This is a genomic window from Thauera mechernichensis (assembly GCF_029588855.1).
Taxonomy (GTDB): Bacteria; Pseudomonadota; Gammaproteobacteria; order Burkholderiales; family Rhodocyclaceae; genus Thauera; species Thauera mechernichensis.
The window spans coordinates 145,031-164,982 of record NZ_JARQZE010000007.1; the positions used below are offsets into that span (position 1 = coordinate 145,031).

Here is a 19,952-nt window from a genome sequence, read left to right on the forward strand (position 1 = left end):
CGACGAGGATGGACCTTTAAAGTCCGCGACGTGTTCGGTGCAAGGCGACGCCAAGCGGCTTATGCCGAACGCCACCTCTCACGTTGAACGAAGGAGTCTCGTCATGTCGAAAACCCGCACCACTGCCCTTTTTTCGCTTCTTGCTGCCGTCCTTGTCGTTCCTGCGGCTGCGCAAGCCAGCTCGCTGTGGCATCCCGCTCCCGGCGAGCAGGGGTTCACGTTCCATCCGGATCACTCCACGAGCACGAAAACCCGCGCCGAGGTGTTGCGCGAGCTCGAACAGGCAAAGGCCGATGGCAGCTATTTCTACCTGCAGCGTGGCCTCGCGGTGCCCTCGCGTGCTTCCGGACCCGGCAAGACCCGTGCAGAAGTCCTCAAGGAGCTGGTCGACATGACCCCGACAGAGCGCGCGTACATGAATGAACTGTACAGTGGCTCCTGAAGCCACCTATCGGCGCGAGACGTCGGGCCGTCCAGGCGTTTCGCCCAGCAGGTTCTCGTAAAGCGCCGTTTGGTCTGCCCATTGGTACCGTCGCTGTCGACGATAGCAAATCCTTATTGATAGAATCCGCGCCATGCGTCGTTGGCTTGCGATTTTCCTCTTGATCCTGCTGCCTGCCCAACTGAGTTGGGCGGCGGTGGGCGATTACTGCGCGCACGAATCCGGTGCCGCAGCCAATCATTTTGGTCATCACGCGCATCGTCACACCGAAGATGCAAAAGGCAAGGAAAAAGGGGGCTTGACGAAGGGCGCACACACAGACTGCGCATCGTGCCAGGTGGTGGGCTCTTCAGCAGTAACGAGTGAGTCCAGCGCGCTATTCACACAGCATCAGGCATCCCTCCCCATCGGCGTCACACCTGGGTGCTCACTTGCGGAGCATCCCGCAGAGCCCGAACGCCCTAAATGGGCCCGCCCAGCCTGATCGGCAGGGCGGTCGCCTTCATTCCCTCTTGATGTTCCTACCGCTTTGAGCGGTAGCGTCACGCGTCCATTGCGATCGGTCCGATCGCCCTCTGCCGATTCCCCGTGTCTTTCCATCAACGGAGAATTGGATGTTTCAGCAACTTCATCTCAAATGGCTGCCTGCGCTAATGCTCGGCCTTGCCGTCAACGGTGTCTGGGCGCAGCAGCTGACCCCCCCGGCCCCAAGTGCCGCCCTATCCCTCAAGCACGCTTTCGAGGCAGCATGGGCACGCCAGCCTGAAGCGCTGTCGCTCACGACTCAACAGGAAGCGGCGCAGGCGCGCCGCGACAGTGCCAACAGTTGGTTTGTCGAACCGCCCGCCCTTGAGGTAGCCGGTAAGACCGATCAGTTGGACAGCAATCGCGGGAGCCGTGAGTACGAGGTCGGTATCGCGGTTCCGATCTGGCTGTCGGGCGAACGTTCGAGCACTGCAGCCCTCGCCACTGCCGAAATAGCTGCCACGGCGAGCCGGGCTCGCGGCGCGCAGTTGCGCACCGCTGCAGCGGTACGCACAGCATATTGGGATTGGCAACGCGCGCGTGTAGATGTGACGCTGGCGAGGGCGGGTCTCGCGAACGCCCGCGAACTGGCCGCCGACGTGGCCAAGCGCATCAAGGCGGGTGATCTGGCGCGCGCAGATCAGCATCAGGCCGACGGTGTCCAAGCTACAGCTGAAGCCGCCGTCGCCGAGGCAGAAAGCGCCCTTGCAGATGCTGCACAGCAGTTGCGCACGCTCACTGGAATCGGGCCAGAACGCTCATCCGGCGGGGTGTCTGCGCCGGAGCCCGTCCCTTCCGCTGCGACACCGACACAGATTCTTGAGACGGCGCACCCTGCAGTGGCCGAGCTGCGTGATCGGGTCGACGTTGCGCGGCGCACGATGACCCTTGCCAGCGTTCAGGGCCGCGCGAATCCGGAGTTGAGTGTCACGACCACCCGCGAACGCGGCGCATCGGGTGAATCCTGGGAACAGACGGTCACGTTGGGCTTGCGCATTCCGCTTGGTTCCGGTTCGCGCAGCCGGTCCCGCGTTGCAAGCGCCAATGCAGAGGCCATCGAGGCCGAGGCGCAACTGCAGATCGAACTCGAACGTCTGCTGGCCGAAACAGAGATGGCGCACCAGCGCGTCGAATCGAGACGGCAGCAGGTCGCCGCTGCTGAACGGCGCTCCGACCTCGCACAGGCTTCACGCGGCTTCTTCGAGAAGGCGTTCCGCCTCGGTGAGGCCGATCTGCCGACCCGTCTGCGCATCGAATTCGAGGCGGCCGAAGCCGAACGCGAGCTCGCTCGCGCGCGTATTGATCTGGCAGCCGCCATCTCGGCCCAGCGCCAAGCGTTGGGCCTGCTTCCCGAATGAATAACAGGATCCCCAAAATGAAATCCACTCATACCCTCGCGGCATGGAGCCTCGCTGCAGTGCTTGCCGGGCTTGCCCCGCAAACGCTGGCCGGTGACGGACACGACCATGGAGAAGCGCCCGCGACCACAGCGGGCCCGGCATTGCCGCGATTTACCGCCGTCTCGGAACTCTTCGAGCTGGTCGGCGTAGTGAATGGCAAGAACGTCACCGTCTATCTTGACCACTTCGCTGACAACAGTCCGGTCAAGGACGCAAAGGTCGATCTGGAACTCGATGGGAAGGCCGTTGCGCTCACGCCCCATGCCGACGGTGAGTTCGGGGCCACGCTCGAGGAGACGCTCAAGCCGGGTGTCGTCTCTGTCACGGCAACGGTGATTGCCGGCCAGGACGCCGATTTGCTCGCTGGTGAGCTCGACTTGCATGAGACCGCCGCCGAGGCGCACGAAGAGGTTGCCGAATTGGACATTAAACCCTACGCAATTGGGGCAGGCGCGGGGGGGCTTGTGCTAGGCCTCATCGGCTGGATTGTGCTTCGCAAGGGGAATTCGCGTAATCGCTCGACTGGAGGTGCCGCATGAAGCTGAGCGTACTGTTTGCTGCGCTGGCGCTGGTATCGGCCAGTGCCTCGTGGAATGCCTTTGCTGGCGAAGGCCATGATCATGGCGATGAAGGTCCAGTTGTGGCAGGAGGCAATGGGCCACAACGGCAAGCCGATGGCAGTGTCTTTCTGCCCAAGCCGGCACAACGCCAGATCGGTGTTCGCACGTTGGTTACGGAAGCCGGCGAATTGCCGCGTACCACCGCGCTGGCCGGCAAGGTGGTCATGGACCCGAATGCCGGCGGAAAGGTGCAGGCCATGGTGGCTGGGCGCCTGGAGGCGGGCCCGCAGGGGTTGCCAAGCGTCGGTCAGGCCGTGAAGAAGGGGGTCGTGCTGGCTTACGTCAGTCCTTCGACGGACCAGATCGAGCGGTCTAACCAGATGGCGCAATTGGCCGAGCTGCACGCGGCCAGGGCCCTTGTGGAAAAGCGCCTCGCGCGTCTGAAGGAACTCGCCGACACGGTACCGCGCAAGGAGATCGAAGCGGCCGAAAGCGAGCTTGCCAGCCTGAAGGCTAGATCGAAAGCGATCGGTGGTGGCCTCAATGCCCGTGATGTCCTGACCGCACCCGTGAGCGGTGTGATCGCATCGACTAACGCCGTGTCAGGCCAGGTGGTCGATGCGCGCGAGCTCGTGTTCGAGATCGTCGACCCGAAGCGGCTGCGCGTCGAGGCGCTCTCCTATGATCCAGAAATGGCGGCGGATGTCGCCTCTGCAAGTCTTGCGGTCGGCGACCAGCGGATCCCGCTCACCTTCATCGGCGCCGCCCGCAGCCTGCGCGAGCAGGCCTTGCCACTCACCTTTGCAGCCGAAGGTGAAGCGCTGGCCTTTCTTGCCGTGGGGCAGCCGGTCGAGGTCTTCGTCCAGTCGCGCAGCACGCAGCAGGGTGTAAGCGTTCCCGCAGCATCGGTGCTGAAGAATTCGGCAAACCAAACCATCGTCTGGGTAAAGACGGCGCCCGAACGTTTCGAGTCCCGGACCGTCACGATCGCGCCGCTGGACGGTGTGAATATTGGGGTGACGTCCGGCCTCGAAGCCGGCGAGCGGGTCGCCTCCCGTGCCGCCACGCTGATCAACCAGATCCGCTGACGGGGAGTCTATCCGATGTTCAAGTGGCTACTCGACAACAGCCTTGGTAACCGGCTGCTGGTGATTATCGCCAGCCTGGTACTGATGGCCTATGGGGCGTTCACGCTTTCGCGAACACCCGTGGACGTATTTCCGGATCTCAACAAGCCGACGGTCACGATCATGACCGAAGCCGGCGGCATGGCGGCGGAGGAGGTCGAGCAACTCATCACCTTTCCGCTCGAGACCACCATGAATGGTTTGCCCGGCGTGGAGTCAGTGCGCTCTACCTCGAGCTCGGGGCTGTCCTTCATCTACGTGACCTTCGACTGGAGTACCGAGATTTTCCGCGCCCGGCAGATGGTGTCGGAACGCCTCTCAGCCATGGAGGAAGGGTTGCCTGAAGACGTGATTCCGCGCATGGGGCCGATCAGCTCGGTCATGGGCGAGATCATGCAGATCGCGATCCCGATCGACACGGCGAAGATCTCGCCGATGCAGGTCCGAGAGTATGCGGACTGGGTTCTTCGTCCGCGCCTGATGGCGATCCCCGGCATCGCGCAAGTCATCCCGATTGGCGGGGAGGTGCGGCAGTTCCAGGTTCAGCCCGACACCCGCCGTATGGCTGAGCTCGGTGTTTCGTTGGAGCAGTTGGAAGGGGCGATTCGAGGCTTCTCGTCGAACACCTCGGGGGGCTTTCTCGAACTGAACGGGCGCGAGTATCTCATCCGCCATCTCGGTCGGACCTCGAGCCTGGAGGATCTGAAGAACCTCGCGATCACTGCGCGAGATGGCCAGCCGATCCTGCTGCGTCAGATCGCATCCGTGACCTTCGCAGCGGCGCCCAAACGGGGGGATGCGGGCTTCGAGGGCAAACCGGCCGTCATTCTCGGCATTCAGAAGCAGCCTACGGCGGACACCATTCACCTGACTCGCTCGATCGAAACCGCGCTCGAAGAGATGAAGATATCGCTCCCGGCCGGGATGGATGCGCCGGAGGTGACCTTCCGGCAGGCGACTTTCATCGAGGCATCGATCAGCACGCTCAAGGGTAAGCTGATTGGCGCATCGGTGTTCGTTGCGGCAATCCTCTTCTTTTTTCTCGGCACCCTGCGCCCGACGATCATCGCGCTCACCGCGATTCCGGTGTCCATCTTCATGACGGCGTTGGTCTTCAAGTATTTCGGGCAGTCGATCAACACGATGACCCTTGGTGGTCTCGCGATTGCGATTGGCGGCTTGGTCGACGATGCGGTTGTGGGCGTAGAGAACGTGCTGCGCCGATTGAAGGAGGACCGCGCAAAGCATCACGACCATCGGCTTCACCCGATCGAACTCGTGGCGCGCGCAACGATGGAAGTGCGCTCGGCCATCCTTTACGCGACGATCATCATCGTGCTGGTGTTCTTGCCGCTGTTCGCGCTGCCTGGCATGGAGGGGCGGCTGTTCGTGCCGCTCGGCGTGGCGTTCATCGTCTCCACGCTCGCCTCGTTGGTCGTCTCGGTGACCGTGACGCCGGTGCTGTCCTTTTACCTGCTTCCCCGGATGAAGTCCCTCGATCACGGTGACACGCGCTTGCTCGCCTGGCTCAAGGCACGTTATCGCGGGGCGTTGCAGGGGGTGCTCGAGCACCCCAGGGCGGCCGTCACAGCGGGTGCGGTTGCGGTGGCAATTGCTGCCGCTGCGGTACCGTTCTTCCCCACGACCTTTCTGCCGCCGTTCAACGAAGGCACCTTGCTGATCGGCATGCGGCTCAACCCGGGCGTTACCCTGGCGGAGTCGACCGCGCTCGCGCAGCAAGCGGAAGTGCTCGTGAAACAGGTTCCCGAAGTGACGCACGTCGGGCGCCGAAGCGGGCGGGCCGAGCTTGACGAGCATGCGGAAGGTGTCCACGTCAGCGAGCTCGATGTGGGGCTGAAACCCGCCGGTGAGCTGAGCCGCTCAATGGGTGAGATCACCGCAGACATCCGGTCGCGACTGGTCAATCTGCCAGCTGCGATCGCGATCGGGCAACCGATCTCACATCGCATCGACCACATGCTGTCGGGCGTGCGCTCGCAGATCGCGATCAAAATCTTCGGCGAGGATCTCGACACCCTGCGCGGTCAGGCTGACCTATTGCGAACGCGGCTTGCCGCCATTCCGGGGCTCGCCGACCTGGAGATCGAGAAGCAAGTGCTCGCGCCGCAGATCAAGGTGCGGATCGACTATGCGGCCGCTGCCCGTTACGGGGTGCCGGCACCGCAGATTCTGGCCGCGCTGCAAAACCTCGTCGAGGGCGAGAAGGTCACCCAGATCGTCGAGGGTGGTCGACGGTTCCCATTGGTCGTTCGCCTACCGGAAACGGCGCGCTCGGTCGACGGGCTGGCTCAGATCCTGATCGAAACGCCGACCGGACATGTGCCCTTGTCGAAGCTGGCGTCGATCGAGGATGGTGACGGTCCGAACCAAGTGAGCCGGGACGACGGTAAGCGCCGCATCGTGCTTTCGGCCAATGCGCAACAGCGTCCGCTATCGGAGGTCGTCGAGGACATCCGTGCCGTCGTGGCCGACCTTAAGTTGCCCGAGGGCTACTTCATCACCCTCGGCGGGCAGTTCCAAGCTCAGGAAGAGGCATCCCGTTTAGTCGGGTTGCTTTCGATCATCTCACTCGTGCTGATGTTCGTCGTGCTTTACAGCCGCTACAAGTCGGTTCGACTCTCGGCGCTCATCATGGCGAACATTCCGCTCGCACTGGTCGGGGCGGTGATTGGACTGTGGATCTCCGGTCAGCCGTTGTCGGTGGCGGCACTCGTCGGCTTCATCACGCTTGCAGGTATTTCGGTGCGAAACGGCATCCTCAAGGTGAGCCATTACCTCAACCTGATGCGTATCGAGGGCGAGAGCTTCGACCACACGATGATCCTGCGGGGCTCGATCGAGCGCCTGTCGCCGGTGCTGATGACCGCACTGGTAACCGCGTTTGCGCTTGCACCGCTGCTGTTCGAGGCCGAGCGCCCGGGTACCGAGATCCTGCATCCGGTGGCCGTGGTGATCTTCTCGGGCCTCATCAGTTCGACCCTGCTGGATACCTTCCTTACCCCTGCAATGTTCTGGCTCTTCGGCCGCCGCGATGCAGAGAGTCTGCTCGACGATCGAAATGCCGAAGCATTCTGACGCTGCTTAACCCGCCTCATGCAAACCAGAAAGGAAAAACCATGAAGTTCTCAAAAGTCGTCGCCCTCGCTGCTCTCGTGTCTGTGGGCCCCACCTTTGCAGCCGACAAGCATGACCATGCTCACGAGCATGAATCGATGCATGGAGGCGTGGTGGTCGAGGTCAAGGATCTCGATCTCGAACTCGTTGCCAAGCCCGAGGTGATCCAGTTGCATCTTCGCGATCACGGCAAGCCTGTTGATGTGGCAAACGGCAGTGCCAAGCTCACGCTGCTGTCTGGCGCAAACAAGCAAGATGTCGAACTCAGGCCTGCAGGTGATCGACTCGAAGCCAAGGGTAGCTTCAAGGTCGGCGCCGGCACCAAGCTGGTCGCGGTTGTCACCCTTCCGGGCAAGCCTTCCACCACGGCACGCTTCACACTGAAGTGACTCCGCCCGACCGCCTGCGGCAACGGCGCGCAGGCGGTCACCTCAGGCGCTCGGCGGTAGCAAGATGAAAGCATTGATTGGGCCAGGACTGGCCTTGGTCGTCGCTGGTGGCTTGACCGGATGTGCGGCCGCCGTCGTGTATGAAGATAAGTACGCGCAGGGCGATGGCTGGCGCAAAGGTACTGTCGTCGAGATCGGCTTGGGCAAAGAGCTTCAACGGCCATCGTTCTATGACTGCAGAGATGAGACAGTCGGAGAGGCAAGTAACGTCACCTACGTGACAATCGCGTTCAAACGCAACGGCCATCCGTATGCGCGGACTGCGAGGCTGCCAGCTGAGCCGAAGTTGCAGGTGGGGGACAAGGTTTACGTGAACTTCAGGGACTGCACGGCAGCGATCCCGAAACGTAGTTCCTGATTTGCTCGGATCGGTCGAGCTCATCTGCGTTTTGTTCTCGGGCAAACCGGAGTCGTGCCTGTAAAGCTCGCCCCCGGTTTGCGGCCGCTGCTATCACGGAAAGCAGGCCAGCGAGCCCGAACGCTTCGATCACCGCTGTAATTTCCCCACTTCCTCGGCCACGAGGCGTGTGAGTTGTTCCGGACCGAAGCTGGGCAGACTGCGTCCGTTGACAAAGAAGGTCGGCGTCTTGCTGACCTGCAACGCGGTCAGATCCTCGATGTCCTGCGCGAGCACGGCCTGGATCTCGGGCGTTTCCATGTCCTGCCGGGCGCGTTCCATGTCCAGGCCGGCCCGAGCGGCTGCTTCGAAGGCGATGCCGATGTTGGGCGCCGCGTGGTCGGCCCACTCGGGCTGTGCGGCCAGCAGCGCCTCGAGCACCGGGGTATAGAGTCCCTGCTTGCGCGCAGCCTCGATCAGTTTCACCACCTGGTCCGAGCCGTGATGGAAGGGTGCATAGCGCAGCGCAAGCCGAACCTTGTCCGGATGCTGGGCCATGATCTGCTTGACGATCGGATAGAAGGCGCGGCAGGTCTCGCAGGCGGGATCGAAGAACTCGACGATGGTGACCGGCGCGTTCTGCGGCCCGATGATCGGGGTATGCATCCGCACGAGGCGGCTTCCTTCCACAGCGATGCGCGTGTCCTGTTCGGCCTGTGTGCGGTCGCGATAGGCATCCATGCCGAAGTAAAAGGCCAGGCCGAGGATCAGCAACACGGCGAGTGCCAGGAGTTTTCGTGTGTTCATTTACGGGTCCTTATCAGATAAATCGTCAAGGCGGCGGCGATGGCGAGGAAGGCCGCCAGCGATAGCCAGGGAATCTGGATGTCGCCAAGGATGACCAGGGCTTGCTGGCTGCACGAGGGGCCAGTGCCGCACGGCACCCACCACTGTGGCACCCAGCCGGCGATCAGTGCGCTGTGATAGGCGGCCAGCGCGAGACCAGCGAGCGCGAATGGGAGCGCATACACCGCACCGCGCCGGTCCTCGGCGAACACGGCCATGCCCAGAATGAGGGCGAGCGGGAACATGGCGATCCGCTGGTACCAGCACAGCACGCAGGGCGTCATGCCCATCACTTCACCGATGAAGAGCGCGCCCAGCGTGGATACCAGAGCCACGGCCCAGGCGGCCATCAGCCACCACCATTGGGTTCGTTTGTCGTGCATCGAGTCGATCTCGAGGGTTGGTTCCCAGGCTTCGGGAGGGGCGGACGCCATAGGCAGTGCCCGGACGTCCGCAATGGAGCACACCGCCGCTACCGTGCGGCGCGCACTCGAAGAAGAGGGGAAGACAGGGGTGGGCTGCCGCTCAGGCAGCGAGGCGCCACTTGGGGCGTTCAGGCTCGGTGACCAGCGCAGACGCGTTGAAGTCCCGCCCGGCGTCGACGAGGACATGGCCCAGTCCTGTCAATGGCAGACGACCCGCATCGAGCAGTGCAGCGCTCGCAAGGATCTGGCAGAAACCGCAGTCGGCGTGAAGTTGCCCTTTCATCCCTTCATCGCCTTCATCCACCTGACAGGTATGTGGATGGTGGTCGCCGTGGCTGGTCGCGAAACCGGCCGATTCCAAGCAGTACGCCTCCAGGCCCGCCGACGCGAACTGAAGCGGAACGAGCAGCAGGAAGAAAATGGCAAGCCAACGGTGCATGGGCGACGATTTTAACCCCAGCCCGTTGGCTGACGGCTCATATCGCGACCATGAACGTACCGGAGCGCTGGCACCCCACATTGTGGTCACTCCGCCACCGAACCGCAGATCATTGCGCATGCTCATCGTGGCACACACAGACATCCCCCCGCGTCGGCGCCTCGAGCTCATGCAGGATGCCGCATTGCGCCGCACGATCGGGTGCACAGCACTGGCTGCGCAGGGCGACGAGTTGGCGCTCGAGCATTTGCAGGGTGTCGAGACGCGCGCGGACACGGGTGAGTTGGGTGTCGATCAACGCGTCGACCTCAGCACAGTCGGTTGTGGGGTCGTCCACGAAGCGCAGCAGCTGCGCGACGTCGGCCAAGGCAATGTCCAGTGCCCGGCAGTGGCGGATGAACGCGAGGCGCTCAAGGTGCCCACCCGCGTAGGCCCGATATCCATTGGGGCTGCGGGAAGGCGCCGGGAGCAGACCGATCCGTTCGTAGTAGCGGATGGTTTCGGCCTCGACGTGCGCGGCCTTGGCCAATTCACCGATCTTCATCGCCTGCATCTCCTCATTGCGACCGCCCAACAGCTTAACCGCTTGACCCTGTAGTGGCTACAGGGTGTGTGATGCACCCCTCGCCCACGTTAAGGAGAAAACCATGGCCGGCTGTTGTTCCCACTCCACCTGCGATGCCAGCGCAGCGAGCCCGCGCTTGCGCCTGGCACTGTGGATTGCATTGATCGTGAATGCGGTGATGTTCCTGGTCGAATTCTTCGCCGGCCTTGCAGTCGGTTCGGTCGCCCTGTGGGCCGACGCCCTCGATTTCGCAGGAGATGCCGCCAACTATGCGCTGTCGCTGACGGTGCTGTCTTGGGGATTGATATGGCGGGCACGCGCGGCCTTGCTCAAGGGCGTGGCGATGGTGCTTTTCGGCGCCGTTGTAATGGCACGCGCCCTGTGGGCCTTCCAGCACGGCGTGACGCCTGAGCCGATCACGATGGGCGTGGTCGGCATCCTCGCACTGCTCGCCAACGCAGGGGTGGCGATGATGTTGTATCGCTTTCGCGCGGGCGACGCGAACATGCGTTCGGTATGGCTGTGCAGCCGCAACGATGCGATCGGCAATCTCGCGGTGATCCTGGCGGCGGCAGGCGTCTTCGGTACCGGAAGCGCGTTGCCGGACCTTGTCGTTGCACTGGTGATGTCCGGGCTCGCGCTGTGGTCGGGGCTTGTCATCGTCGCTCACGCCCGGCGCGACATCGGCGACGCACGACAAGTCCATCAGAAGGGATGAGGACAGCGGAGCGACGTGCTTGAGGCAATGACAGCTTTCGAGGCCCAGCGGCCATCAGGATGGCTGCATTGTGGAGAGGAGGACGGGCAGCTGATGGCCGGACTGAGACTTCCAGTTCACACCTGCGCGGGAGCGCGGCAAGCCGACTGCGGCTGTCTCGACCCGACCCAATCCAGCCGTCGGGCTCTTCGTGGTGCGAACGGCAAGTAACCGAGTGAAGCCGTCACCTCGCATGACATGTTGGGGGACGTGAAATTGGTGCTTCGTTCACGCGTCTGCCGTTCGGTCAAGGCCTTGGACTGACGAAACCCGGCCCGCCAACCCTGACCGTACCCTTTCATTCTTATGACTTAAACGTAATTGCAGGGTCACTGCCCTGTCAGTCGCTGGCTCCTATGATCGAGTCCATGGTTGCTCAAGCATGAGCAGCCAATCTGGACAAGGAGCCCATCATGAAAAAGTCGATCATCGCCGTTCTCGCCGTCTCGGCCATCAGCACCCTTGGATCTTCCGCTGCGTTCGCACACGAAGACTATTCCGAGGGCGGTGCGCTGCACTGGCTCGAGCATGTCCAGGCACGCGCTTCGAGCCCGACTGAGCGAGAGCTGGCCACATATGGCTACGCGAGCAACGCCACGCCCTCCCGCACCGTGATCGTCAATGCGGACACGCGCTACATCAACGTCACGCGGCTCGAGACGGTTGCCCTGAAGGTCGGTGACAAGACGATCAACTGGACCTTCGACACCCTCGGCACAAACAGCTTTCCGCTTTCGAAGGTGGTCCAAGGGGGCGACAAGGTGACTGTCTATCTCGAAGAAAGCCCCCTTTACCGCAGCGGCTCCTGATAGCACCAAGCTTCCCCAGGAACCAAGGCGGGTAAGGCATCGGGCAATCTTCTATGGAAGAGGCCTGATGCAATGTTCAGCAATTATTTGTAGTTGATTCAAGGAGACGAGCATGTTGAAGAAAGCACTGATGGTCGCGGCACTTGGGATTGCCACCACATCGGCCTTCGCGGTCGATGTCGAGCGGGTCGAAAAGTCCATCCCCTTGAAGGATGGCTCGACGGTCTACATCTTCAAGGATGGGAAAATGGGCATGGAGGACAAGATGGGCCGTGCGGTGAGGATGAAACACGGCGAAGTGATGGAGACCAAGGATGGACAGAAGATCATGATGCACGGCGACGAGGTCATGCGTCTCGACAGCATCCTTCGCCACGACACCCGTAACTGATTCGCACGTTTCAGGATGAACTTGCCCCCGGTGTCGATCCCGGGGGCTTTTCTGTCGACCTTTTTCAGGATCGGCGGGTTTGATTGATCAAACTCACTCTGCCCCGCGCGCATGCATGGTGCCCCAAACTCAAAGGCGCCTTGCTTGCAGGCAATGAGGAATCTGCGCGTCGGCATCTCCCTCTACTTCGCAAGCGGCGCTCTGGACCAAACGATCCGTCGAACTACCGCAGGCGAGGAATGAACGCCGGCGTGCGGTCGCGGTATGAGCGATAGGCATCACCGAATGCCTCGATCGCATCGAGTTCTTCCCGGCGGGCGAGCCTGGCGTACACGATCAACAGAACCGGGAACATGATCAGCGTGATCAAGGTCGGCCATTGCAGCAAAAAGCCGAACATGACCAGAACGAAAGCGACGTATTGCGGGTGTCGAATGCGTGCGTACGGGCCACTGTCGGCGACGCGGCGGGTGCGCTGAGCCTCGAGGAGTACGGGCCAGGCCTTTGCCAAGAGCCAGAAGCCACCGACGATGAACACCGTGCTCAAGAGGTGAAACGGGCCGAAGTGCGGGTTACTGCTCCATCCGAACATCACCTCCAAGAGGTGCCCCGAGTCGTGGGCAAAAAAATCGATTCCCGGAAATTTCGAAGACAGCCACCCCGAGAGCAGGTAGATCGTCAACGGAAAGCCGTACATCTCGGTGAAGAGCGCGAGGATGAAGGCCGAGTAAGCGCCCAAGGATCGCCAGTCCTGGCTTGTGCGGGGACGCGTGAAGCTGAATGCGAAGGCGATGAAGAACAGCGAGTTGATGATAACCAGTGACCACAAGCCGTAACTCGACGTCTCATTCATCTCGATCTCCCGTGGCATTACGCATCATGGTTACCTTGGTCTTCAGTCGGCGTGTGTTTTCCCTTGTGGCCGTGACCGTGATGCATGAAGACGTGCATCAGGGGGCACGCAAGCAAGATGAGCCACGGTAGGTAGCCGAGCACATGGAGCCGGTGCTCGGCGATAAGGAGAACGGCCGCCAGTACGACGAAGACCGGAAATACGCGGCGAACCCTTAAGTTCGATTCAGCCCGACCGGATGGACGGGGCTCGGCTTCCGTCTCGGCTTTCATGAGACAGCTCCTTGTGCGCAAACATCGACACGCTGACGCCGGCATGCCTCCCAACGAACGAAGTACCCGTCACGCAGTTCGTCTGCCCAGCTTTCCGTGCGGGCGGATTGAGGTCGATCAGATCCTTTTCCGTCCGAGGCGCAACGCGTTGCCGACCACGGACGCCGAACTGAAGCTCATCGCCAGGGCGGCAATCAGCGGTGAAAGAAGCAGCCCGAACGCTGGATAGAGCACCCCGGCTGCGATCGGCACACCCGCTGCGTTGTACAGGAAGGCGAACACGAGGTTCTGGTGCATGTTGCGCACGGTGGCGACGGAGATGCTGCGTGCGGTGGCGATGCCCCGGAGATCACCCTTGACCAAAGTCAGATGGGCACTGTTCATCGCGACGTCGGTCCCCGTGCCCATCGCGATACCCACATTCGCGCGCGCGAGCGCCGGCGCGTCGTTGATGCCGTCGCCGGCCATGGCGACGATGTGCCCCTCGGCCTGCAGTTTGCCGACGAGCTCATTCTTGTCGGCGGGCTTCACTTCGCCATAGACCTCGTCGATGCCCAGGCGGGCACCGACCGCACGCGCCGTGGTGAGCCCATCGCCCGTGGCCATGATGATCCTGAGCCCGCTCGCCCGCAGCGCATCGAGCGCTTCCGGGGTCGAAGCCTTGATCGGATCTGCAACGGCGATGAGGCCGACGAGCACGCCCTCTGCGGCGAGGTACATCACGCTTGCGCCCTCAAGGCGCAGAGCCTCGGCGCGTTCCGCGAGCCCGCGCCAATCGATGCGCTCATCGTCCATCAGGGCGGTGTTCCCCAGAACCACACGTTGGCCATCGACCGTGCCGCGCACGCCGATGCCGGACGAGGACTCGAAAGTCTCGGGCGTGCTGAGCGAGAGACCACGCGCGCGGGCCTCGGCCACGATGGCGTGGGCGAGCGGGTGCTCGCTACCCTGGTCGAGGCTGGCTGCGATGCGAAGCACGTCGGCTTCCGTCCCGCCCGGTGCCGCCACCACACTGTGGAAGGCGGGGCGCCCTTCAGTCAGGGTGCCGGTCTTGTCCACGATCAGCGTGTCGACCTTGCGCAACGACTCGATCGCCGCCGCATCGCGAAACAGCACGCCCTGGGTGGCGGCCTTGCCGGTGGCCACCATCACCGACATCGGCGTGGCCAGGCCCAGTGCGCAGGGGCAGGCGATGATCAGCACCGCTACCGCGTTGATGAGGCCGTAGGCCCAACTCGGCTGGGGTCCGAAGAGTCCCCACACCACGAACGTGGTGAGGGCGATGAGCACGACGACGATGACGAACCAGCCCGCGACGACATCGGCCAGGCGTTGCATCGGCGCGCGCGAACGCTGGGCCTGCGCGACCATCTGCACGATCTGCGACAACATGGTCTGCGCCCCGATCTTCTCCGCGACCATGACCAGGGCGCCGCTGGTGTTGAGCGTGGCGCCGATCACCTTGTCGCCGGGGCGCTTGGTCACCGGGATCGGTTCACCCGTCAGCATTGACTCGTCGACCGCGCTTTCGCCTTCGGCAACGGCGCCATCGACCGGCACCTTTTCACCCGGACGAATGCGCAACCGGTCGCCGGGGTGGACGTGCGTCAACGGGATGTCCTCTTCCGTGCCATCCGCGCGAATACGCCGCGCGGTCTTGGGCGCGAGGCCGAGCAGCGCCTTGATCGCGGCGCCGGTCTCCGAGCGCGCCTTCAGCTCCAGCACCTGGCCGAGCAGCGTCAGCGAGATGATCACCGCTGCTGCCTCGAAATACACCGCCACGTGTTCGCCCATGCGGAAAGAGGCCGGAAACACTTCGGGCGCAACCGTAGCGACGACGCTATATAGATAGGCCGCCCCAACTCCCAGTCCAATCAGCGTCCACATGTTCGGGCTGCGGTTGCCGATCGACTGCGCGCAGCGCACGAAGAACGGCCAACCGGACCAGAGCACGACCGGTGTCGCCAGGGCCAGCTCGACCCAGGGGCGCGCCGCACCCAGCATCGGATCGAAGACGCCACCGGACATGGCGATCGCGGTGACGATCACCGTCAGCGGCAGCGTCCACCAGAAGCGGCGGCGCAAGTCGGCGAGCTCGGGATTGTCCTCCTCGTCGAGGCCCGGCATCACCGGCTCGAGCGTCATGCCGCATTTCGGGCAGGTACCGGGCCCAATCTGGCGGATCTCCGGATGCATCGGGCAGGTGTACTCAGTGCCGGCCACCGGTGCGGGCTCCGTTGACGGCTGACTTGTCTCCGGTGCCAGATACCGCGCCGGATCGGTCTCGAACTTGCCTTGGCACTTCGCACTGCAGAACCGGTATTCGTGTCCGGCGTGAATGACCCGATACGGAGAGTCGGGCTTGACGGTCATGCCGCAGACCGGATCGGTATCCTGGCCTGGTGATGCATGATCGTGGCGATGAATGTGGCCAGAATGGCCGCCCTGCGAATGCTCGTGGGTCATGATGCCTCTCCCCGGCGATTGTTGTTATCGAATGCCGACCTTGCGCTGTTCCCCCCGGATGAATGCCGTGACATGAGCGACCTCGTCCGGCGTCAGGCCGGGAACAGGTGCCATGTCGCCGAACTGCCAGTGGTGGGCGCGCACACCGTTCGCCACCGCCAGCTGAAAGGCGATATCGGCGTGATGACTGGGTTCGTAGACCTTATGGAGCATGGGCGGCCCCTTGTCCGAGCCCTTGAGGTCGGTCCCATGGCAAGCGGCACAGTGCTGTGCGTAGAGTCCCTTTCCCTGCCCCGGATTGGGCATCAGCCCCGGAGAGGGCTGCGGGATCGTCCAGCCTTGCGCCGCTGCGCTCGAAATCAAGACGCCCGAAAGCGCCGCAATGACGACGCCACGGCCTAGGCACGCCTCTGTCATCGGCATCTCAGCGCTTCTCCGAGTCGGTGTCGTTACTGTGGTGCCCGCCGTGATGTCCGCCATGGCCAAACAAGTGCATCAGGGGACACAGCAACAGGATCAGATACACCCAGTTGCCCGACACATGCGCCCAGTGTTCGCGCAGCAGGAAGAACAGTGCGATCGCCGCCAGCATCAGGCCAGCGATGACGCCGGGGGAGCGATACCAGGCGACAGATCGAGGGTGTCCAGGATCATGAGCAGGCTTCGTGTTCATGGCTTCATACCTTGCGGGTCGGCGAACGGTGAACGGCTGCGGGCGGCTTCGAGCAGCACGGCGAGAGCGGGGCATCCCGGTGGGCCCGCTCGTTCTCGCGACACCAGTTCTTGAAGGATTGCCAGAGGGATTTCAGCCAGGCAAGCATCGCAATGCTCCTCGTCACGTTCAGCGGCAGCCTCGGGAACGGGGCCTTGGAAACAGGCTACGCCCCCGATGCTGTCGCGCCGCTGACCGGTGCATTACAAATTCGACACCGTGACCAGCGCCTGCGCGGGTGCTGTCTTGGCGCTGCGGCGCAACTCCCACTGCTTGACCAGCGCATACAGCGCCGGAATCACCGCCAGCGTCAGCACCGTCGAGGACACCATGCCGCCCACCATCGGTGCAGCGATGCGGCTCATGACTTCGCTCCCGGTGCCGGTGCTCCACATGATCGGCAGCAGGCCGGCCATGATCGTCACCACCGTCATCATCTTCGGTCGCACGCGTCCGGCCGCACCCTCCATGATCGCCTGGTAGAGATCGGCGACGCCGGCCTCGCGGCCTTCGGCCCGCCTGCGGTCGCAGACCTCCTTCCACGCCTGATCGAGGTAGATCAGCATGATCACTCCGGTCTCGGCCGCCACCCCGGCGAGCGCAATGAAGCCCACCGCCACCGCCACGCTCATCTGGTAGTCGAGCCACCACATCAGCCACACCCCGCCCACCAATGCGAAGGGCACCGACAGCATAACGATCAGCGTCTCGGCAAGCCGCCGGAAGTTCAGGTACAGCAGCACGAAGATCAGCGCCAGGGTGAGCGGCACGACGACCTTCATCTTCTCCTTGGCGCGCTCCATGTTCTCGAACTGGCCGCTCCAGGTGGCGTAGTAGCCGGGCGGGAAAGCGACCTCCTCCACCACCGCCTGCTGCGCGCGCTTGACGAAGGCACCGAGGTCAGTCTCGCGGGTGTCCACATACACATAGGCCGCCAGCAGCGCGTTCTCGGTACGGATACCGGGTGCGCCGCGCGTCAGCTTCACCTCAGCCACCTGGCCGAGCGGGATCGGGCCGTTCATGGTCGGTACGAGGACGTCGGACGCGAGCCGCGCGGGGTCGTCGCGCAGGCCGCGTGCGTAACGCACCGACACGCCGTAGCGCTCCAGGCCCTCGACCGTCGTGGTCACCATCTCGCCGCCGAGCGCGGTGGCGATCACGTCCTGCAGCATGTCGATGGTGAGGCCGTAGCGCGCGAGCTGCTCGCGGCGCGGCACGATGTCGACGTAGTAGCCGCCGGCCACACGCTCGGCATAGGCGCTGCTCGCGCCCGGCACCCTGCGCACGGCGGCTTCCACCGCCTGGGCCACCTTCTCCAGCGTCTCCAGATCGTTACCGAAGACCTTGACCCCCACCGGCGTGCGGATGCCGGTGCTGAGCATGTCGATGCGGGCCTTGATCGGCATCGTCCACGAGTTGGCCAGGCCGGGAAACTTGAGCGCGGCGTCCATCTCGGCGATGAGCTTGTCGGTGGTCATGCCGGGGCGCCACTGGTCCTGCGGCTTGAGATTGATGACAGTCTCGAACATCTCCAGCGGCGCCGGGTCGGTAGCGGTGTTGGCGCGGCCGGCCTTGCCGTAGACCGACTCCACCTCGGGGAAGGTCTTGATGATGCGGTTGGTGGTGGCGAGCAGGCGCCCAGCTTCGGTCACCGACATGCCGGGAAGCGCCGCCGGCATGTAGAACAGCGTGCCTTCGTTGAGCGTCGGCATGAACTCCGAGCCGATCTGGCGCGCCGGCACCAGGGTCACCGCCATCGCAGCCAGCGCCAGCAGCAGCGTGATGAACTTGAAGCGCAGCACCGCGCGGATGACCGGCCGGTACAGCCAGGTGAGCACGCGATTCACCGGATTCCTGTTCTCGGGCAGGATGCGTCCGCGCACGAAGAGCAGCATCAGCACCGGCACCAGGGTGACCGACAGCAGCGCGGCCCCGGCCATGGCGAAGGTCTTGGTGTAGGCCAACGGCGCGAACAGCCGGCCCTCCTGCCCCTCGAGGGCGAACACCGGCAGGAAGGACACGGTGATGATCAGCAGGGAGAAGAACAGCGCCGGGCCGACCTCCTTGCACGCTTTCAGGATGACCTCGGCGCGCTGCGCCTGCGAGGCCTGCGCCGGCAGGTGTTCCAACCGCTTGTGCGCGTTCTCGATCATCACGATCGCCGCATCGACCATCGCCCCGATCGCGATCGCGATGCCGCCCAGACTCATGATGTTGGAGCCCAGGCCGAGCGAGCGCATGGCGATGAAGGCGAACAGGATGCCGAGCGGCAGCGTGATGATGGCCACCAGCGCGCTCCTAACATGGAGCAGGAAGATCACGCACACGGCAGCGACGATCAGGCTCTCCTCGAGCAGCGTCCATTGCAGGTTGCCGATCGCACGCTCGATCAGCTCGGAGCGGTCATAGACCGGCACGATCTCGGCGCCCGCCGGCAGCCCGGGGGCGATCTCGGCGATCTTGGCCTTGACGTTGGCGATCACGTCGAGCGCGTTCTGGCCAAAGCGCGCCATGACGATGCCCGAGGCGACCTCGCCCTCGCCGTTCAGCTCGGCGATGCCGCGCCGCTCGGCGGGCACCAGCTCGACGCGGGCGACGTCGGCCACCCGCACCGGCGTGCCGCGCTCGGCCTTGAGCACGATGCCGGCGATGTCCTCCACGCTTTGCAGGTAGCCCCGGCCGCGCACCATGTATTCCTTCTCGGCAAGCTCCACCACCCGGCCGCCGACGTCGCGATTGGAGGCACGGATCGCCTGCGTCACCTGGTCGAGCGTGATGCCGTAGCCTGCCAGGCGCAGCGGATCGACCGTGACCTGGTACTCGCGCACGAAGCCGCCGATGCTGGCGACCTCGGACACGCCCTGCGCCTTGGTGAGCTGGTAGCGCACGTACCAGTCCTGCAGGCTGCGGGTGTCGGCCAGGCTCATGTCCTTGCCCAGCACCGCATATTGATACACCCAGCCCACGCCGGTGGCGTCCGGCCCGATCTGCGGCGCCACGCCCTGCGGCAGGCGTCCGGCGGCCGAGCTCAGGTACTCGAGCACGCGCGAGCGCGCCCAGTAGATGTCGGTGCCGTCCTCGAAGATCACATACACATAGGACGCGCCGAACATCGAGAAGCCGCGCACCACCTTCGCGCGCGGCACCGCCAGCATCGAAGTGGTGAGCGGATAGGTGACCTGATCCTCGACCACCTGCGGCGCCTGGCCGGGATAGTCGGTGTAGACGATCACCTGCACGTCGGACAGGTCGGGCAGCGCGTCGAGCGGGGTGTGCTTGACCGCATACACGCCACCTCCGATCAGGAACAGCGTGGCGAGCAGCACCAGGAAGACGTTGCGCGCGGACCAGTCGATGACGCGATCGAGCAGGCCGGCCGTTGTCGGATTGGCGGCCGTGTCGGTCGGCACAGCGCTTGAAGGTTCCATCACAGGGGCCTGCA

20 protein-coding genes are annotated in these 19,952 nt (G+C 63.7%); 11 read left to right on the forward strand and 9 right to left on the reverse strand.

Features of this window, described 5'->3' with window-relative positions:
• Positions 1–103: 103 nt before the first annotated feature.
• The 7 genes from P7F68_RS11835 (at position 104) to P7F68_RS11865 (ending at position 7,996) form a co-directional block, all read left to right on the forward strand.
• The gene (locus tag P7F68_RS11835; RefSeq protein WP_004248732.1) at positions 104–442 is read left to right on the forward strand and encodes a DUF4148 domain-containing protein; all 339 of its coding nucleotides are present in this window, start codon (positions 104–106) and stop codon (positions 440–442) included.
• 614 nt (positions 443–1,056) lie between these two features.
• On the forward strand, positions 1,057–2,325 hold the full coding sequence (locus P7F68_RS11840; RefSeq protein WP_187719102.1) for a TolC family protein: 1,269 nt from the start codon (positions 1,057–1,059) through the stop codon (positions 2,323–2,325).
• Positions 2,326–2,342: 17 nt separating this feature from the next.
• Positions 2,343–2,906, forward strand: a complete 564-nt coding sequence (locus P7F68_RS11845) for a hypothetical protein (protein ID WP_002931009.1) — start codon at positions 2,343–2,345, stop codon at positions 2,904–2,906.
• Positions 2,903–4,015 (forward strand): efflux RND transporter periplasmic adaptor subunit, encoded by a 1,113-nt coding sequence (locus P7F68_RS11850; protein ID WP_002931006.1) that lies wholly within the window; start codon positions 2,903–2,905, stop codon positions 4,013–4,015. The genes P7F68_RS11845 and P7F68_RS11850 overlap by 4 nt, the downstream gene beginning before the upstream one ends.
• A 15-nt stretch (positions 4,016–4,030) precedes the next feature.
• Complete coding sequence (locus P7F68_RS11855) at positions 4,031–7,150, forward strand: efflux RND transporter permease subunit (protein WP_187719101.1); 3,120 nt, start codon at positions 4,031–4,033, stop codon at positions 7,148–7,150.
• A gap of 41 nt (positions 7,151–7,191) precedes the next feature.
• Positions 7,192–7,578: a hypothetical protein gene (locus P7F68_RS11860; RefSeq protein ID WP_002931002.1), complete on the forward strand. Its 387-nt coding sequence runs from the start codon at positions 7,192–7,194 to the stop codon at positions 7,576–7,578.
• Positions 7,579–7,642: 64 nt separating this feature from the next.
• Positions 7,643–7,996, forward strand: coding sequence for a hypothetical protein (locus tag P7F68_RS11865; RefSeq protein WP_002931000.1), 354 nt, complete (start codon positions 7,643–7,645; stop codon positions 7,994–7,996).
• Between the two features lie 129 nt (positions 7,997–8,125).
• On the opposite strand, the gene P7F68_RS11870 is transcribed toward P7F68_RS11865, so the two are convergent.
• Entirely contained in the window at positions 8,126–8,782 is a 657-nt protein-coding gene (locus P7F68_RS11870) for a DsbA family protein (RefSeq protein WP_002930999.1), read from the reverse strand.
• Positions 8,779–9,204: a disulfide bond formation protein B gene (locus P7F68_RS11875; protein WP_225433332.1), complete on the reverse strand. Its 426-nt coding sequence runs from the start codon at positions 9,202–9,204 to the stop codon at positions 8,779–8,781. The genes P7F68_RS11870 and P7F68_RS11875 overlap by 4 nt, the downstream gene beginning before the upstream one ends.
• 73 nt (positions 9,205–9,277) lie before the next feature.
• On the opposite strand from P7F68_RS11875, the gene P7F68_RS11880 reads away from it, so the two are divergent.
• On the forward strand, positions 9,278–9,700 hold the full coding sequence (locus tag P7F68_RS11880; RefSeq protein ID WP_021249911.1) for a hypothetical protein: 423 nt from the start codon (positions 9,278–9,280) through the stop codon (positions 9,698–9,700).
• A 94-nt stretch (positions 9,701–9,794) separates the two neighbouring features.
• Here P7F68_RS11880 and cadR read toward each other — a convergent pair whose 3' ends face one another.
• Positions 9,795–10,229: a Cd(II)/Pb(II)-responsive transcriptional regulator gene (cadR, locus tag P7F68_RS11885; RefSeq protein ID WP_002930997.1), complete on the reverse strand. Its 435-nt coding sequence runs from the start codon at positions 10,227–10,229 to the stop codon at positions 9,795–9,797.
• Between the two features lie 103 nt (positions 10,230–10,332).
• Here cadR and P7F68_RS11890 point away from each other — a divergent pair, with 103 nt between their 5' ends.
• The 3 genes from P7F68_RS11890 (at position 10,333) to copK (ending at position 12,207) form a co-directional block, all read left to right on the forward strand.
• Entirely contained in the window at positions 10,333–10,968 is a 636-nt protein-coding gene (locus P7F68_RS11890; protein ID WP_002930995.1) for a cation efflux transmembrane domain-containing protein, read from the forward strand.
• 452 nt (positions 10,969–11,420) lie between these two features.
• Entirely contained in the window at positions 11,421–11,816 is a 396-nt protein-coding gene (locus tag P7F68_RS11895; RefSeq protein WP_043742024.1) for a CzcE family metal-binding protein, read from the forward strand.
• Between the two features lie 112 nt (positions 11,817–11,928).
• Entirely contained in the window at positions 11,929–12,207 is a 279-nt protein-coding gene (gene copK / locus P7F68_RS11900) for a periplasmic Cu(I)/Cu(II)-binding protein CopK (protein ID WP_168940888.1), read from the forward strand.
• A gap of 223 nt (positions 12,208–12,430) precedes the next feature.
• Here the strand turns inward: copK and P7F68_RS11905 are convergent, their stop codons facing one another.
• The 6 genes from P7F68_RS11905 to P7F68_RS11930 all read right to left on the reverse strand — a co-directional run bounded on the left by P7F68_RS11905 (position 12,431) and on the right by P7F68_RS11930 (position 19,938).
• Positions 12,431–13,060 carry a methyltransferase family protein gene (locus P7F68_RS11905; protein WP_277833335.1) on the reverse strand — a complete coding sequence of 210 codons (630 nt, stop codon included), beginning with the start codon at positions 13,058–13,060 and terminating at the stop codon, positions 12,431–12,433.
• Positions 13,061–13,077: 17 nt separating this feature from the next.
• Entirely contained in the window at positions 13,078–13,332 is a 255-nt protein-coding gene (locus P7F68_RS11910) for a DUF2933 domain-containing protein (protein WP_002943399.1), read from the reverse strand.
• A 117-nt stretch (positions 13,333–13,449) separates the two neighbouring features.
• Positions 13,450–15,798 (reverse strand): heavy metal translocating P-type ATPase, encoded by a 2,349-nt coding sequence (locus P7F68_RS11915; protein WP_277833341.1) that lies wholly within the window; start codon positions 15,796–15,798, stop codon positions 13,450–13,452.
• Between the two features lie 24 nt (positions 15,799–15,822).
• On the reverse strand, positions 15,823–16,221 hold the full coding sequence (locus tag P7F68_RS11920) for a c-type cytochrome (protein ID WP_002943401.1): 399 nt from the start codon (positions 16,219–16,221) through the stop codon (positions 15,823–15,825).
• A 1-nt stretch (position 16,222) separates the two neighbouring features.
• Positions 16,223–16,471 carry a DUF2933 domain-containing protein gene (locus tag P7F68_RS11925; protein WP_141020262.1) on the reverse strand — a complete coding sequence of 83 codons (249 nt, stop codon included), beginning with the start codon at positions 16,469–16,471 and terminating at the stop codon, positions 16,223–16,225.
• 242 nt (positions 16,472–16,713) lie between these two features.
• Positions 16,714–19,938, reverse strand: coding sequence for an efflux RND transporter permease subunit (locus P7F68_RS11930; RefSeq protein ID WP_277833347.1), 3,225 nt, complete (start codon positions 19,936–19,938; stop codon positions 16,714–16,716).
• Between the last annotated feature and the right edge of the window lie 14 nt (positions 19,939–19,952).

What these genes read in the sequence shown, in the direction of transcription:
- P7F68_RS11835 (WP_004248732.1), top strand. Translation starts at nt 104, where the DNA reads ATGTCGAAAACCCGCACCACTGCCCTTTTTTCGCTTCTTGCTGCCGTC.
- P7F68_RS11840 (WP_187719102.1), top strand. Translation starts at nt 1,057, where the DNA reads ATGTTTCAGCAACTTCATCTCAAATGGCTGCCTGCGCTAATGCTCGGC.
- P7F68_RS11845 (WP_002931009.1), top strand. Translation starts at nt 2,343, where the DNA reads ATGAAATCCACTCATACCCTCGCGGCATGGAGCCTCGCTGCAGTGCTT.
- P7F68_RS11850 (WP_002931006.1), top strand. Translation starts at nt 2,903, where the DNA reads ATGAAGCTGAGCGTACTGTTTGCTGCGCTGGCGCTGGTATCGGCCAGT.
- P7F68_RS11855 (WP_187719101.1), top strand. Translation starts at nt 4,031, where the DNA reads ATGTTCAAGTGGCTACTCGACAACAGCCTTGGTAACCGGCTGCTGGTG.
- P7F68_RS11860 (WP_002931002.1), top strand. Translation starts at nt 7,192, where the DNA reads ATGAAGTTCTCAAAAGTCGTCGCCCTCGCTGCTCTCGTGTCTGTGGGC.
- P7F68_RS11865 (WP_002931000.1), top strand. Translation starts at nt 7,643, where the DNA reads ATGAAAGCATTGATTGGGCCAGGACTGGCCTTGGTCGTCGCTGGTGGC.
- P7F68_RS11870 (WP_002930999.1), bottom strand. Translation starts at nt 8,782, where the DNA reads ATGAACACACGAAAACTCCTGGCACTCGCCGTGTTGCTGATCCTCGGC.
- P7F68_RS11875 (WP_225433332.1), bottom strand. Translation starts at nt 9,204, where the DNA reads ATGCACGACAAACGAACCCAATGGTGGTGGCTGATGGCCGCCTGGGCC.
- P7F68_RS11880 (WP_021249911.1), top strand. Translation starts at nt 9,278, where the DNA reads ATGGAGCACACCGCCGCTACCGTGCGGCGCGCACTCGAAGAAGAGGGG.
- cadR (WP_002930997.1), bottom strand. Translation starts at nt 10,229, where the DNA reads ATGAAGATCGGTGAATTGGCCAAGGCCGCGCACGTCGAGGCCGAAACC.
- P7F68_RS11890 (WP_002930995.1), top strand. Translation starts at nt 10,333, where the DNA reads ATGGCCGGCTGTTGTTCCCACTCCACCTGCGATGCCAGCGCAGCGAGC.
- P7F68_RS11895 (WP_043742024.1), top strand. Translation starts at nt 11,421, where the DNA reads ATGAAAAAGTCGATCATCGCCGTTCTCGCCGTCTCGGCCATCAGCACC.
- copK (WP_168940888.1), top strand. Translation starts at nt 11,929, where the DNA reads ATGTTGAAGAAAGCACTGATGGTCGCGGCACTTGGGATTGCCACCACA.
- P7F68_RS11905 (WP_277833335.1), bottom strand. Translation starts at nt 13,060, where the DNA reads ATGAATGAGACGTCGAGTTACGGCTTGTGGTCACTGGTTATCATCAAC.
- P7F68_RS11910 (WP_002943399.1), bottom strand. Translation starts at nt 13,332, where the DNA reads ATGAAAGCCGAGACGGAAGCCGAGCCCCGTCCATCCGGTCGGGCTGAA.
- P7F68_RS11915 (WP_277833341.1), bottom strand. Translation starts at nt 15,798, where the DNA reads ATGACCCACGAGCATTCGCAGGGCGGCCATTCTGGCCACATTCATCGC.
- P7F68_RS11920 (WP_002943401.1), bottom strand. Translation starts at nt 16,221, where the DNA reads ATGCCGATGACAGAGGCGTGCCTAGGCCGTGGCGTCGTCATTGCGGCG.
- P7F68_RS11925 (WP_141020262.1), bottom strand. Translation starts at nt 16,471, where the DNA reads ATGAACACGAAGCCTGCTCATGATCCTGGACACCCTCGATCTGTCGCC.
- P7F68_RS11930 (WP_277833347.1), bottom strand. Translation starts at nt 19,938, where the DNA reads ATGGAACCTTCAAGCGCTGTGCCGACCGACACGGCCGCCAATCCGACA.